The sequence below is a fragment of the Streptomyces sp. NPDC000878 genome (genome assembly GCF_053599695.1).
On the sequence record NZ_JBSFMT010000129.1, the window covers coordinates 1 to 14,534 of the forward strand.

At 70.3% G+C, this 14,534-nt stretch carries 14 protein-coding genes; 9 read left to right on the forward strand and 5 right to left on the reverse strand.

What is annotated here, in order from left to right:
• Window positions 1-145: 145 nt before the first annotated feature.
• Entirely contained in the window at window positions 146-673 is a 528-nt protein-coding gene (locus ACWDR4_RS48290) for a hypothetical protein (protein WP_450418340.1), read from the forward strand.
• Here the strand turns inward: ACWDR4_RS48290 and ACWDR4_RS48295 are convergent, their stop codons facing one another.
• Together ACWDR4_RS48295 and ACWDR4_RS48300 are read right to left on the reverse strand one after the other, a co-directional pair.
• On the reverse strand, window positions 674-1,147 hold the full coding sequence (locus tag ACWDR4_RS48295) for an ASCH domain-containing protein (RefSeq protein WP_450418342.1): 474 nt from the start codon (window positions 1,145-1,147) through the stop codon (window positions 674-676). It abuts the gene before it with no gap.
• A gap of 9 nt (window positions 1,148-1,156) precedes the next feature.
• Window positions 1,157-2,107 (reverse strand): NAD-dependent epimerase/dehydratase family protein, encoded by a 951-nt coding sequence (locus ACWDR4_RS48300; protein ID WP_450418344.1) that lies wholly within the window; start codon window positions 2,105-2,107, stop codon window positions 1,157-1,159.
• 138 nt (window positions 2,108-2,245) lie between these two features.
• On the opposite strand from ACWDR4_RS48300, the gene ACWDR4_RS48305 reads away from it, so the two are divergent.
• From ACWDR4_RS48305 to ACWDR4_RS48340, 8 genes are all read left to right on the forward strand, one after another.
• Window positions 2,246-2,695 carry an Lrp/AsnC family transcriptional regulator gene (locus ACWDR4_RS48305; protein ID WP_450418346.1) on the forward strand — a complete coding sequence of 150 codons (450 nt, stop codon included), beginning with the start codon at window positions 2,246-2,248 and terminating at the stop codon, window positions 2,693-2,695.
• Window positions 2,696-2,761: 66 nt separating this feature from the next.
• A complete protein-coding gene (locus ACWDR4_RS48310; protein ID WP_450418360.1) occupies window positions 2,762-3,193 on the forward strand; it encodes a MerR family transcriptional regulator in 432 nt (143 codons plus the stop codon).
• Window positions 3,194-3,207: 14 nt separating this feature from the next.
• Window positions 3,208-3,522: a thioredoxin family protein gene (locus tag ACWDR4_RS48315; protein WP_450418362.1), complete on the forward strand. Its 315-nt coding sequence runs from the start codon at window positions 3,208-3,210 to the stop codon at window positions 3,520-3,522.
• A gap of 141 nt (window positions 3,523-3,663) precedes the next feature.
• Window positions 3,664-5,958: a HelD family protein gene (locus ACWDR4_RS48320; protein ID WP_450418364.1), complete on the forward strand. Its 2,295-nt coding sequence runs from the start codon at window positions 3,664-3,666 to the stop codon at window positions 5,956-5,958.
• A 91-nt stretch (window positions 5,959-6,049) separates the two neighbouring features.
• On the forward strand, window positions 6,050-7,459 hold the full coding sequence (locus ACWDR4_RS48325) for a cytochrome (RefSeq protein ID WP_450418348.1): 1,410 nt from the start codon (window positions 6,050-6,052) through the stop codon (window positions 7,457-7,459).
• A 107-nt stretch (window positions 7,460-7,566) separates the two neighbouring features.
• Complete coding sequence (locus ACWDR4_RS48330) at window positions 7,567-8,256, forward strand: VanZ family protein (RefSeq protein ID WP_450418350.1); 690 nt, start codon at window positions 7,567-7,569, stop codon at window positions 8,254-8,256.
• 9 nt (window positions 8,257-8,265) lie between these two features.
• On the forward strand, window positions 8,266-8,961 hold the full coding sequence (locus ACWDR4_RS48335) for a response regulator transcription factor (protein ID WP_450418351.1): 696 nt from the start codon (window positions 8,266-8,268) through the stop codon (window positions 8,959-8,961).
• Window positions 8,954-10,075: a sensor histidine kinase gene (locus ACWDR4_RS48340; protein ID WP_450418353.1), complete on the forward strand. Its 1,122-nt coding sequence runs from the start codon at window positions 8,954-8,956 to the stop codon at window positions 10,073-10,075. The genes ACWDR4_RS48335 and ACWDR4_RS48340 overlap by 8 nt, the downstream gene beginning before the upstream one ends.
• A gap of 12 nt (window positions 10,076-10,087) precedes the next feature.
• On the opposite strand, the gene glgB is transcribed toward ACWDR4_RS48340, so the two are convergent.
• From glgB to ACWDR4_RS48355, 3 genes are all read right to left on the reverse strand, one after another.
• Window positions 10,088-12,580, reverse strand: a complete 2,493-nt coding sequence (gene glgB, locus ACWDR4_RS48345) for a 1,4-alpha-glucan branching enzyme (protein WP_450418355.1) — start codon at window positions 12,578-12,580, stop codon at window positions 10,088-10,090.
• A 51-nt stretch (window positions 12,581-12,631) separates the two neighbouring features.
• Window positions 12,632-14,077, reverse strand: coding sequence for a maltokinase N-terminal cap-like domain-containing protein (locus ACWDR4_RS48350; RefSeq protein ID WP_450418357.1), 1,446 nt, complete (start codon window positions 14,075-14,077; stop codon window positions 12,632-12,634).
• Window positions 14,078-14,180: 103 nt separating this feature from the next.
• The coding region (locus tag ACWDR4_RS48355; RefSeq protein ID WP_450418358.1) for an alpha-glucosidase C-terminal domain-containing protein at window positions 14,181-14,534 on the reverse strand (354 nt) is incomplete at its 5' end.

The following is a 14,534-nucleotide window of genomic DNA, read 5'->3' on the forward strand; positions in this document are numbered from 1 at the left end:
GGCATTTCAGCCCGTCCGGCGTTTGAGGACGAGCGCGTTCAGCGCGACAAAGGGGGGTCTGGGGGCGCAGCCCCCAGGGGATGGGAACGGGTAAGGGCGGCGGGGGCGGGAATCTCAGGGGCGGCGGGTCAGCGGACCCGCCGCCTTGACCACCGTCAACGGCCTGCTGCTGGTCGTCGTGCTGCAACTCCAACTCGGGGCACACATCGGGGTGTTGGCGGCCGGGCTGTCCCTCGTGCCGCGTTACGGGGCGCGGGTGATGTACGCCGGGCTTGGCACCCTCGGGGTGGGCGCGGCGGCGGCCATCGCCGCGTACGCCAATTCCCCTGCCTCCGGGGCCCGTTACTCATGGCCGCTGCTCATCGCGCTGGCCGTCTGCGGAGTGGGCCAGGGCCTGTTCGTCGTCCCCTTCTTCACCGCCGCCCTGCACCGGGTGCGCCCGCACGAGACGGGCTCGGCGTCCGGACTCCTCAACGCCGTACAGCAGTTGGGCGGCACGCTCGGAGTGGCCCTGCTCGGCGGGGTGTTCCTGCGGGCGGGGACGGTGCTGGGCGGGGCGGAGGCGGCGTTCGGGGCGGCCCTCGGGCTGCTTGTCGTCACCGGGGTCGCGGCTGCGCGCCTGGTGTCGAGTACGGGTACGAGTACGGGTACGGGGACGCGCCCGGCTGCCTGATCAGACAGCCGGGCCTGGGCCCGGACCCGGATTCGTACGCAGGTCCGCCACCAGGCGGAAGCGTTTCAGTACCGCCGGTGTCGAGTCGTCCACGGTGAACCCGGGGTCGTCCAGGGCCGCCCGCATCTCGGCGCTGTGCCAGAACCGTTCGTGACCGGCCCGCCACGCGGCCACGTCGGTGTAGTCCTCGCCCTCGTCGAGCGCGTGGGCGAGGTCCACGTCGGCCAGCGGGACGACCCGTACGCCGGTGACCTCGATGATGCCGACCGGCCGGTCGTCGGAGTCGACGACCACCGAACGGCTGCCGACCTCGGGAAGGGGCTCGCCGTCGTGTTCGTAGTCGACGACGAGCTCGGTCGTGGACGTCTTGGAACCGTCGAGAATCGCGGCGACGAGTCTGTCGCGCAGCGGGCCGGGGAAGGCGAACTCGGCTTTGGGGAGGTGGGAGGGATTGTCGGGCTGCGTCTGTGTCATGGGGCCACGCTAAGTGCCCTTCCCCCAGTCGGAGTCCGCGTCGGGGCCGAGGGTCTCGGCGACCGCCCGGAGCAGCCACTCCTGTACGTGGCCGAAGGTGAACCCGAGTTCGGTGGCACGGGAGTTGTCCATGCCGTACGAGCGGGCGAAGGAGAACGGGGAGATCTCGCCCACGTCCACGTTCTGGAAGACGGTCCTGCCGTCCGGGATGTACACGGCCACGGCCGCGCATAACTCCTCGGTGGTCAGCAGTCCGTGGGAGGCCGCGTTGACCGGCCCGGTGAAGTCCTGGCCCACCGCCCAGAACATGAAGTCGGCGATCTCCTCGACGTGGATGTAGGTCGAGGGCCGGTTCTCGGTCGGTACGGCGATCGGTGCGCCGGCCCTGATGCGGGTGGCGTAGTGGTCGAGCCGGCCGGTGAAGTCGTCGTCCCCGCCCAGGACATGGGCGACGCGCACGGAGGTGTACGGGAACTCCGTACCGTCGGCCGCGAAGACCGCCTCGGCCTGGCGCTTGCCCTCGCCGTAGTGCGTGTCGCGGAACTCCGCGCGGTGCCAGGGGAGTTCGAGGTCGACGGGGACGGTACGCGGATCGACGGCGTCCTCGCGCACGGGGACGACGGCATCCTCGTAGACGAGGGAGTCCTCGTACTCGTACACCTCGATCGTGGACGTCATCACATAGCGGCGGGTACGGCCGCCGGCGAAGACGCGTCGGGCGATCGCCGCCTGGCGGGGTGTGTAGCAGACCTGGTCGACGACGGCGTCGAAGGTACGGTCACCGAGGGCGGAATTCAGGGCGGCCTCGTCGTCGCGGTCGGCGACGAGGTGAATTGCCCCGGCGGGCGGGGAAGCGGAACCCCGGTTGAGAACGGTGACCCGGTCTCCGGCCGTGATCAGCCGGTCGATGAGCCGCTTTCCGAAATAGCGATTGCCGCCGATGACCAATACGTCGCGCATGATGTTCCTCCCCGTAGCGGACCCTGCGATCATAATTCTCCTGGCGTACCAGCCAGTTCTGAAGGGGAAGTCATGGGACATCCGGCCGAGTCACCGAAAGAACCACGCCAATCGCGGCCCGCCGCCAGCGAAACATCGGTGGCCTTCGACGCCTTGGACCGGCAGATCCTGGAACTCCTCCAGACCGACGGCCGGATCAAGCTGAGCGAGCTGGGCAGGAGGGTACGGCTGAGCCCGGCGGCGGTCACGGAGCGCGTACGCCGGCTGGAGTCGGCGGGCGCGATCACCGGATACGGCGCCCATGTCGCCCCCGCGCGCCTCGGCTACGGCATCCAGGCCTTCATCCGGGTCGACCCGCACGGCGGCTACACCCTCAAGCACCCCAGGACCCTGGAGCTGCTCGCCCGCCCCGAGATCACCGAGGTGCACCACGTGGTCGGCCAGGACTGCTGGATCCTCAAGGTCGCCGTCGAGAACACGGTCCATCTGGAGGACGTCCTGGAACAGACCTCGGCACTGGGCCGGACGACGACGTCGATAGTCCTGTCGTCCCCGGTCGAACGAAAGCCGCTGCTGCCACCGGGGTAGTGCTCCTTGATGGACCTTGCCTTGACGTCGGCGTCAAGGACTACGTTCGTACGTATGCGAATCGGCATGCGAATCGGGGAGCTGGCGGCGCGGGCCGGGACCACTACACGGACCCTGCGGTACTACGAGTCGCGGGGGCTGCTGTCCGCGCGGCGCACGGACAACGGCTACCGGGCCTACGACGAGGACGACCTGAAGCTGCTCCGGCAGATCCGGACGCTCCAGGACTTCGGGTTCGACCTGGAGGAGACCCGGCCCTTCGTGGACTGTCTGCGGGCGGGCCACCCGGAGGGCGACTCCTGCCCCGCGTCGCTCGCCGTCTACCGCCGCAAGCTGGACGAACTCGACGCGCTGATCGGTGAGTTGCAGTCGGTACGGGCGAAGGTCGGCGAACAGCTGACGCGGGCCGAGCGGGCGCGCGACGAACTGGCGGCCGAGGCGACGGCGGTTCCGGGCGGTCCGGAACCGGCATGCGAATGGGGAGGACGGACGCGATGACCAAGGCGACGGGCGTGCCCGAGGTGACGGACGCGGACTTCGAGACGGAGGTGCTCGGAGCGGACCTGCCGGTCCTGGTGGAGTTCACGGCCGACTGGTGCCCACCGTGCCGCCAGATGGCCCCGGTACTGACCGCCCTCGCGGCAGAGGAGTCGGCCCGTCTGAAGGTGGTCCAACTGAACGTGGACATGAACCCCCTGACGACGAACGCGTACCGGGTCCTGTCCATGCCGACGTTCATGGTCTTCAGGGGCGGTGAGCCGGTGCGGTCGATGGTGGGCGCCCGCCCGAAAAGAAGGTTGCTGGAGGAGCTGGCGGACGTAGTCTGACGTACTTCGAGACACGGACCGCCACGAAAGAAATCCCCCGAGCGATTGCGCTCGGGGGATTTCTTTGCGTATATTCGATGGTTCGCGACTTTATTGGAGTTGATTCGGTTGAGTCGCGGAGAAGTTCAATGAGCAGAGTATATCCGAGCGGGAGCGGAATTGTCAAACAGGGGCGCAAACACGGAATCAACTCACGATGAATTGCGGAGTGAGCAGGAATTCGTCGACGGGCTCTACGCCCGGGTCGACGTCCTGCGCGGCGACACCGAGCACTCCGTCACGGACGCGCTCGCGCAGGGCAGTACGCCGATGCAGGCCCGGCTCGAACGGGACGTGCTCGTCGCCGAGCGGTCGGGGCTGCTCGCCGCGCTGAACGCCGTCGACGGGTCGCTCTGTTTCGGGCGGATCGATCTCACCTCCGGCATCACCCACCACATCGGCCGTATCGGACTGCGCGCCGACGACGCCGAACGCACCCCGCTGCTCATCGACTGGCGGGCCGAGGTCGCCCGGCCCTTCTATCTCGCCACCGGGCACACCACGATGGGGTTGCGCCGGCGTCGGCACATCAGTACCGACGGGCGGCTGGTCACCGGACTGCACGACGAGATCCTCGACCTCGGGGACGAGACCCGCACCGGTTACGAGGACCCGTCCGGCGACGCCGTGCTGCTCGCCGCGCTCGACTCCGCCCGTACCGGCCGGATGGGCGACATCGTGCAGACCATCCAGGCCGAGCAGGACGAGATCATCCGCGCGCCCCACCGGGGTGTGCTGGTCGTCGAGGGCGGGCCGGGTACTGGTAAGACCGCTGTCGCGCTTCACCGGGCCGCCTATCTGCTGTACGAGCACCGTGAACTCCTCGCCAAGCGGGCCGTGTTGATCGTCGGGCCCAACCCCGCCTTCCTCGGCTACATCGGCGAGGTGCTGCCCTCGCTCGGTGAGACCGGTGTGCTGCTCGCGACGGTTGGTGAGCTGTTCCCGGGCGTCAAAGCCACCGGCGCCGACACCGCCCGCGCCGCCGTCGTCAAAGGGCGGGCCGAGATGGCCGACGTGCTGGCAGCCGTCGTACGGGACTGGCAGCGGTTGCCCGACCCCGTCATCGCCATCGAGCACGACCGGGACATCCTCATGCTCGACGCCGGGCTGGTGAGCATGGCGCGGGAGCGGACCCGCGAGGCCAAGCTGCCGCACAACGTCGCGCGCGAGCATTTCGAGGGGCACATCCTCAACACCCTCACCGAGATGCTGGCCGAGCGGATCGGCACCGATCCCTACGACGGCAGCAATCTTCTCGACCCCAGCGACATCACCCAGATCCGCGACGACCTCGCCGAGAACCGTGAAGTCTGGGCCGCCATCGACCAGTTGTGGCCGCGCGTCAGTCCGAGGCGGCTGGTCGCCGACTTCCTTGCCGCGCCCGAGGGGTACGTGTCCGAGGTCGACGCCGACGCCATCCGGCGGCCCGTCACCCGGGCCTGGACGACCGCCGACGTACCGCTGCTCGACGAGGCCGCCGAGCTGCTCGGCGAGGACGACCGGGTGTCGCGGGCGCGGGCGGAGCGCGAGCGCAGCAGCCAAGTTGCCTATGCGCAGGGCGTGTTGGATGTGTCGTACGCCTCCCGTACGTACGAGTTCGAGGACCTGGACGCGGAGGAGTCCGAGGTGCTCTCCGCGCACGACATCATCGACGCGGAACGGTTCGCCGAGCGGCACGAGGAGGACGACCTGCGCAGTGCCGCCGAACGGGCGGCGGCCGACCGGACCTGGGCGTTCGGGCACATCATCGTCGACGAGGCACAGGAGTTGTCGCCGATGGCCTGGCGGCTCCTCATGCGGCGCAGCCCGACCCGGTCGATGACCCTGGTCGGCGATCCCGCGCAGACCGCCGAGCCGGGCGGCGTCGGCGCCTGGGCGGACATCCTCGCGCCCTACGTCCAGGACCGCTGGGAGCACGCCCGGCTGGGCGTCAACTACCGGACACCGGCGGAGATCATGGACGTAGCGGCGGCCGTGGTGCGGGCGGAACGGTCGGACTTCGTGCCGCCGACCTCCGTGCGGTCGACCGGAGTGCGGCCATGGGTGCGTCACATCGGTGCTGAGGAACTGGCGGTGGCCGTGGAGAAGGCGGCCGGTGAGCTGGCGCCCGTCGAGGGGCGGCTCGCGGTCATCGCTCCGCGCGAGCTGCATGCGGAGCTGGCCGCACGGCTGGACGGCGTGGAGGCGGGGGCCGAGCCCGATCTGACGCGGGGTGTCGTGCTGCTCGACCCCCGGCAGGCCAAGGGGCTGGAATTCGACTCCGTGCTGGTGGTGGAGCCGGGGGCGTTCGGCACGAGCGACCTGTATGTGGCGCTGACCCGGGCCACTCAGCGGGTGGGCGTGCTGTACCGGGGGGAGTTGCCCGCCGCGCTGGCCGCTCCCGCCGACGGAGGCTGACGACCGATCCCGTGCACCAAGAGTCACCAAGACGTAACAGTTCGCGCCATGGTCACTGCACGTGCACGGCCGGTGCGGTATGCGTGGCGGTATGGAAGCCCATCCCTTCGCGACCGCGCCGGCCGACAGCCCGGCGCTTGGGTCGTTGCCTGTGGAACCGCTGCTGACGTCGGAGTTCGACGCCGACCCCGGCGGTGTGTACGCGCGACTGCGGCGCACCTACGGACCCGTGGCGCCGGTGGGTCTGATGGGCGTACCGGTGTGGCTGGTTCTCGACTACCGCGAGGTGCTGGAGGTACTGCGGAACGAGAGTGTCTGGCGGCGGGACGTGCGGTACTGGCGGGCCCGGGCGCAGCGCCAACTGCCCCTGGACTGGCCGCTGCTGGCGGGGTACGAGGTACGGCAGACCATGTTCATGGACGACGAGGAGCACCTCGCTGCCCGCCACACCCACCATGCGGCGATGCGGCCGTTCCAGGACGGGCACACCCCGCAGGGCTGGGAGCTGCGGGCGACGGTCGCGCGGTACGCCGACGAGCTGATCGGGATGCTGGCGGCCGAGTCGGGCACGGCGGGGTTCGCCGATCTGAGCGCGCAGTACACCCGGCCGTTGCTGCTGATGGTGACGACGAAGCTGTTCGGGTGCCCGGTCGAGCTGGGGGACGAACTCGTCATGGACCTGTGGCGGATGCTCGACGGCGGGCCGGACGCGGGACCGGCCACCGGACGGGCGCTGGCCGCGATGACCCGGCTGGCCGCGCACCGGCGCGCGCGGCCCGGGGACGACCTGACGTCGTACATGCTGCTGGCCGATCCGGAGCTGTCGGACGAGCAGTTGGGGCGCGAGCTGTTCATGAACGCGGTGTACCTCAACGACATCACCGGGAACATGGTGCTGAACACGCTGCTTGAGGTGCTGCGCGGGAACGCGACCGTGCGGCGCAGCCTTTCGGCCGGGCAGCTCGGGGAGACCGTGAACCGGGCGGCGCTGGTGAATCCGCCGGTGGCCAACATGTGCTTCCGGTTCGCGGCGCGGGATGTGCGGTTGGGGAACTTCTGGATCAGGGCCGGGGACGTCGTCTCGCCGTCGGCGGCAGCGGCGCACCAGGACCTGATCGCCATCGGGACGTCCCACATGGTCGGTTCGGCGGTGAGCACGCGGGCGCATCTCGGGTGGGGTGCCGGGCCGCACCAATGTCCCAGTGCGGCACGGGAGTTGGGCGGGATGATCGTGACTACGGCCGTGGGTCGCATCTTCGACCACCTCGCCAAGGCCGAACTGACCCTGCCCGCCGACCAGTTGCCGTGGCGGTCGGGACCGGTGGTGCGGGGGCTGCGGGTGCTGCCGGTCCGGTACGAGCTGAGCGGTGGCGTGGGAAGGGGAGTTGGCGGGCCGCGGGGGGAGACGGAGGCAGTGGGGGAGTTGGCGGTCTCCGGTGGGGAGGGCCAGATGAAGGGGCTGTTGGGGGCCTTGCGGAGGATGATGTTCGGGGGGCGGTGACACCCGTGCTCGCGGGTCCGGGCGTCGCGGACCGGAAGGACCGCGTATCGCGCGCGTATCGGAAATCGGATACGCCACGGCAACGGCCCCCAGTCTCCAATGGGGGCATGGATCACAACGCATCCCTGTCCGCACCGCCCCGCCGCACACGCGGGATCGTGCTCCTGGGCCTCGCGGTTCTCGGCCTGGCGGGCGCCGCGTACGTCGTACGGGGCCCGCTCATGATGTCCGCTCCGAGGTGCATGGCCGGGCGGTGGCACGGCTGCTTCGACACGTTCAACGGTGTGGTGCTCATGACGTTGGTCCTGCTGCCGTTGGCCGTGCTGGTGGCGTGGGCTCTGGCTCGCCGTCGGCGGGCCGCCGGGGTCGCGTCGGCTTGGCGGCTGTCGCTGGCCGAGGTGGGCATGGTCCACGGGACGGTGCCGTTCCTCTGGCTGACCTTGATGCCGGGCGCCGCGCCCGGCGTCGCCCCCGCCCGGGTGAGCCTCGTACCCCTGCGGGATCTGGCCACGATGGGGACGCTCGGGATCGTCGGCAACCTGCTGGTCTTCGCGTCCCTGGGGTTCTTCGCCCCGATGCGGTTCGCGGCGCCGGCGTCCGTGCCGCGCGTCCTGGCGCTCGGGGCGGGCTGCTCGGTCCTGGTCGAGACCGCGCAGTACGTCTTTCAGCTCGACCGGGTGTCCTCCGTGGACGACGTCCTGGTCAACGCCACCGGCGCCGTGCTCGCCGGGCTGGCGTCGCGCCGCTGGTGGCGTACTCGTACTGCGCATACGCCGGCGATATCGTGCGCTGCCTAGGCTTCGGGTATGCGCGTACTGATCGTGGAGGACGAGCCCTATCTGGCCGAAGCCGTCCGGGACGGGCTGCGCCTTGAGGCGATCGCCGCCGACATCGCCGGTGACGGCCACGCCGCCCTGGAACTGCTCAGCGTCAACTCCTACGATCTCGCGGTGCTCGACCGCGACATCCCCGGCCCCTCGGGCGACGAGGTCGCCCGCCACATCGTCGCTTCCGGCAGCGGCATCCCGATCCTCATGCTCACCGCCGCCGACCGGATCGACGACAAGGCCTCCGGGTTCCGGCTCGGCGCCGACGACTACCTCACCAAACCGTTCGAGCTGCGGGAACTCGTCCTGCGGCTGAGGGCGCTCGACCGCAGACGCGCGTACGCCCGGCCCCCGGTCCGCGAGATCGCCGGTCTGCGGCTCGACCCCTTCCGCCGGGAGGTCTTCCGCGACGGACGCCATGTCGCGCTGACCCGTAAGCAGTTCGCCGTCCTCGAAGTCCTCGTCGCCGCCGAGGGCGGGGTCGTCAGCGCCGAAGAGCTGCTGGAACGGGCCTGGGACGAGAACGCCGACCCCCTCACCAACGCCGTACGCATCACCGTCTCCGCACTGCGCAAACGACTCGGCGAACCATGGATCATCGCCACGGTGCCAGGCGTCGGCTACCGGATCGACACCGGCTTGGAGACCACCCACCCCGGCGGCACGCGTGAATAGACGCCCGACGAACAGACGCCCAGGGCGCAGCGCCCGGCTGAAGCTCACCCTCAGCTACGCCGGATTCCTCTTCGTCGCCGGCACTCTCCTGTTGGCCGTCATGTGGGTGTTCGTGCTGCGCTGGCTGCCGACCAACGACCCCAGAGCCCTCCAGGAGCGGTACGGTGCCGTGATCGTCGTCGGCCCCAACCGCTCCGAGCTTCTGCGCGGCTTCGCCCCCGCCGCAGGCACGGCACTGGCCTTCCTCCTCGTCTTCGGCCTCCTGGGCGGATGGCTCCTCGCCGGCCGGATGCTCGCCCCCCTCACCCGGATCACGGACGCGGCACGGACGGCCGGGCACGGGTCGCTGTCCCACCGGATCGGGATGAAGGGCCGCCAGGACGAGTTCCGTGAACTCTCCGACGCGTTCGACTCGATGCTCGACCAACTGGAGTCCCATGTCGTCGAGCAGCGGCGGTTCGCCGCGAACGCCTCCCACGAACTGCGCACCCCGCTGGCGATCTCGCGCACGCTCCTCGACGTCGCCCGCAAGGACCCCACACGAGACCGGGTCGAACTCATCGAACGCCTGTACGCCGTCAACGCGCGGGCGATCGACCTCACCGAGGCCCTCCTGCTGCTCGGCCGCGGCGACCGCGGAGACTTCACCCGCGAGCGCGTCGACCTCTCCCTCCTCGCCGAAGAGGCCGCCGAGACGCTGCTTCCCCTCGCCGAACAGCGCCGGATCACGCTCGACATCACCGGCGGGCCGGCCGGGACCAGCGGCTCCCCGGAGCTTCTGCTGCGGATGGTGACGAACCTCGTCCAGAACGCCGTCGTCCACAACCTCCCCGCCGACGGCACCGTGACGGTCCACACCGAGGCGTACGGCGACACGAGCGTGCTGCGGGTCGAGAACACGGGCCGTCAGCTGTCCCCGGAACTGGTGCCGACCCTCACCGAACCCTTCCGGCGCGGAACGGATCGCGTACGCACCGACGAACACGCCGGCGCCGGCCTCGGCCTGGCCATCGTGCACAGCATCGTCCGCGCTCACGACGGAACCCTCGACCTCGCCCCCGGCCTCGATGGCGGGCTCCGCGTCACGGTCCGGCTTCCCGGCCCGCCGCCCTAGGAATCGTCGGAGCTACGCCGGCCGCAGCCACACCGTCGCCAGCGGCGGCAGCGTCACGTGGATGCTGGTCGGGCGGCCGTGCCAGGGCTGGGGGTCCGGTTTCAGGAGGGCCGGGTTGTGGATGTCGCCGCCGCCGTAGCGGGACGCGTCCGTGTTGAGGGCCTCGTGCCAGGCCGGGACCGTGTCCGGGACGCCGATGCGGTAGTCGTGGCGGACGACCGGCGAGAAGTTGCTGACGGAGATCAGCGGGGTGCCCTCCGCGTCGTAGCGGACGAAGGCGAAGACGTTGTCCTCCGCCGCGTCACCGACCAGCCACTCGAAGCCCGAGGGGTCCGTGTCCCGCTGCCAGAGGGCGGGAGTGTCCTGGTACACCGTGTTCAGGTCCCGCACCAGGTCCCGTACGCCCCTGTGGTCCGCCTCCGCCCCGTACGCCGGGTCCAGCAGCCACCAGTCCGGGCCGTGCACCTCCGACCACTCCGCGCCCTGGGCGAACTCCTGCCCCATGAACAGGAGTTGCTTGCCGGGGTGCGACCACATGAAGGCCAGGTACGCCCGCTCGGTGGCGCGTTGCTGCCACCAGTCGCCCGGCATCTTCGACACCAACGAGCCCTTGCCGTGGACCACTTCGTCGTGGGAGATGGGCAGGACGTAGTTCTCGCTGTACGCGTACACCATGGAGAACGTCATCTCGTGGTGGTGGTGCTTGCGGTGGACCGGGTCGTGCTGGACGTAGCCGAGCGAGTCGTGCATCCAGCCCATGTTCCACTTCAGCCCGAAGCCCAGACCGCCGAAACCGCCGGGCCCGATGTGATGCGTCGCCCGCGTCACGCCGTCCCACGCCGTCGACTCCTCGGCGATCGTCACGACTCCCGGCACCCGCCGGTACACCGTCGCGTTCATCTCCTGGAGGAAGGCGACCGCGTCCAGGTTCTCCCGGCCGCCGTGCTCGTTCGGCGTCCACTGGCCCGGCTCGCGCGAGTAGTCGAGGTAGAGCATCGAGGCGACCGCGTCGACCCGCAGGCCGTCTATGTGGAACTCCTCGCACCAGTAAAGGGCGTTCGCCACAAGGAAGTTGCGGACCTCCCGCCTGCCGTAGTCGAACTCCAGGGTCCCCCAGTCGGGATGGGCGGCGCGCAGCGGATTCTCGTGCTCGTACAGCGTGCGCCCGTCGAACTCGGCCAACGCCCACTCGTCGCGCGGGAAATGAGCGGGGACCCAGTCCATCAGTACGCCGATACCGGCCTGGTGAAGGGCGTCCACCAGGTACTTGAAGTCGTCCGGGGTGCCCAGGCGGGCCGTCGGCGCGTAGAAACCGGTGACCTGGTAACCCCACGAGCCGCCGAACGGATGCTCCGCCACCGGCATCAGCTCCACATGCGTGAAGCCCAGATCCCGTACATAGGCGGGGAGTTGCTCGGCCAGTTGACGGTACGTCAGACCAGGGCGCCAGGACGCCAGATGAAGCTCGTAGATGGACAAGGGGGCCTCGTGGGCCGGGGTCTGCGCCCGCCGCGTCAGCCACTCCTCGTCCTGCCACGCATGGCTCGAACTGTGCACGATGGACGACGTGTTGGGCGGGACCTCGGTCCGGCGGGCCATCGGGTCCGCCCGCAGCGTCTTCGAACCGTCCGGGCGGGTGATCTCGAACTTGTACAGCTCGCCCTCGCCGACCCCCGGCACGAACAGCTCCCACACCCCGGTCGCGCCCAGCGACCGCATCGGATACGCCGTACCGTCCCAGAAGTTGAAGCCCCCGGTCACCCGCACCCCGCGCGCGTTCGGCGCCCAGACGGTGAACCGGGTGCCGGAGACGCCCTGGTGGGTCATCGGCTCCGCGCCCAGCGCCCGCCACAGCTCCTCGTGCCGGCCCTCGCCGATCAGATGCAGGTCCAGATCACCCAGCGTGGGCAGCAGCCGGTACGCGTCCTCGGTCTCCTGCACCTGCCCGTCGTACGCGATGACCAGCCGGTACTCCGGGACACCCCGCAGCGGCAGCGCGCCCGAGAAGAAACCGTCCCCGTCGTCGTGCAGCTCGGTCCGCAGATCCCCGGACACGACGGTCACCGCCAGCGCGTACGGCCGCAGCACCCGGAAAGCGACACCGCCCGGCAGCGCGTGCGCGCCCAGGACGGAGTGCGGGTCGTGGTGCGTGCCGGCCCGCAGCCGTTCGCGGTCGGAGGCGTCCATCGCGGGGGAGGCGAGGGGGACGACCGCCACGGCTTCCTCGGGCGCGGGGCGGCTCTCTGGAGCAGGGCTCTCGGGCAGGGCCCCGACCGGCTGCGGGGCGGGCTTCTCCTGCACCGACGCCTTGTACTCCGACTCTTTGTGCTCCGGCTCCTTGTGCTCCGGCTTCTTCGGCGCCGACTCCTCGTGCGCCGACTCCTCGTGCTTCGACTCCTTCTGCTCCAACTTCTTCGCCGCCTTCGTCTTCCCGTTCTTCTTCTCGGGATCCTTCTTCGCGGACGTCTTCTTCTTGGGACCGCTGGACGGGTGGCGCGGGGTCACGGGCGGGGGCCTCCGAGGATGAGGTGGGACGGGGCGGGGTGACGCGGCAGGTCAGTCGGGTGCGGCCAGCCGGTGCACCGCCGACATCGGCACCGGCAGCCAGTCGGGGCGGTGCCGTGCCTCGTACACCACCTCGTACACCGCCTTGTCCGTCTCGTACGCCCGCAGCAGCACCGGATCGGTACGCGGGTCCCGGCCGCCGGTCTCCGCGTACCCGGCGCAGTACGCGGCCCGGCACTTCGCCGCCCAGCCGGGGACGTGGGGGCGGAGCGAGTGGGCCGCGTAGTCGAAGGAGCGGAGCATGCCCGCGATGTCCCGGGCCGGCGGCTGCGGCAGCCGCCGTTCCGCGAGCGGCTTCGACGGCTCGCCCTCGAAGTCGATCAGCGACCACTGACCGGACGGCGACCGCAGACACTGCCCGAGGTGCAGATCGCCGTGGATCCGCTGGGCCGTCCAGGTCTGGCCCTCGGCGGCGAGATCGGCCAGCGCCTCGTACGCCGTGCGCAGACCGGGCCCGTACGGATGCAGGGCCGGTACCGCCTGGATCGCCGCGTCCAGGCGTTCGATCATGCCGTCGACCAGGGGGCGCAGCTGCGCGTGGCCCAGGGTGACGGTCGGCAGGGCGCGGGCGAGGGCCAGATGCACCTCGGCGGTGGCTCGCCCGAGCGCCCGCGCCTCCGCGCTGAAGTCCTCCCCCTTGGCCAGCTCACGCAACGCCAGCTCCCAGCCGTCGGCCGCACCCCGTACGAAGGGCTGGAGGACGCCGAGTACGTAACTGTCCTCGGCGCTCGCGTCCACGTCGTGGTGGGTCGCCTCGGGGTCGTCGGCGCGTATCCACGCCACCGGGGCCGGTACCCGGGGGCAGCCCTCGCGGGCCAGCGCCAGGGGCAGTTCCAGGTCGGGGTTGACGCCCGGTACGACCCGGCGGAGCAGTTTCAGGATGAACGTATCTCCGTAGACGATCGACGAGTTGGACTGCTCCGAGGTCACCACCCGGGCCACCAGCCCCACCGGTATCTCGCCCTCACCGTCGTCCCCGGTCTCACCCTCGCCGCTCCCGCTTCCGCTCCCGTCCCGGTCGAAGCGCAGGGCGCCGATCCGGGCCCTGGTGCGCATCGCCTCCAGGAGAACTTCGGCCGGGCGGGCGTCGTACAGGGCGTCGTACACCGTCTGTCCGGTCAGCGGGCCCCGGTCCACATGGCCGATCAGCGCGGGCGCCAGCCGGGGCGGCAGCGCCTCACGCACGCCTATGAGGAGCTGGTAGCAGTCTCCGGGCCCTTGCAGCGCGGGCTGACGGGCGCGTACGAGGAGGTGGTACAGGCCCAGCTGTGCCGTGACCGGCAGCAGTTCGGTGGCCGCCACCAGGGAGAACCCGGTGACCGGGCGTCCTTTGCCGGCGAACCAGCGCTGTCTCGGCAGCCATTCCCGCAGCAGCGGATCAAGGGACGCGAGGAGGTCGGGACTTGTCGTGGCGGAGCGGGTGGCGGCTTCCGACATGGCGTCGCGTCCTTTCCCCGGGGGGCGGGGTGTGACTGATGCGTGCCCCGGGCGGGACGGGAGAAACCGGCCCGCCGGGGTTCGGCACATATGACCACGTGTACTACATGGTGTCCTTCGTGGCGTCCTTCGCGTCCTTGCGGAGACGGAACCAGTAGAAGCCGTGTCCTGCGAGGGTGAGCAGATACGGGAGTTCACCGATCGCGGGGAAACGGACTCCGCCGATCAACTCGACCGGATGCGCGCCGTTGAAGGCCTGGAGATCCAGTTCCGTCGGCTGGGCGAAGCGGGAGAAGTTGTGGACGCACAGGACGAGGTCGTCCTTGTGTTCGCGCAGGAAGGCGATCACGGCCGGGTTGGACGAGGGCAGTTCGGTGTAGGAGCCCAGTCCGAACGCGGGGTTCTGTTTCCGGATCTCGATCATGCGTCGGGTCCAGTGGAGGAGCGAGGACGGGGA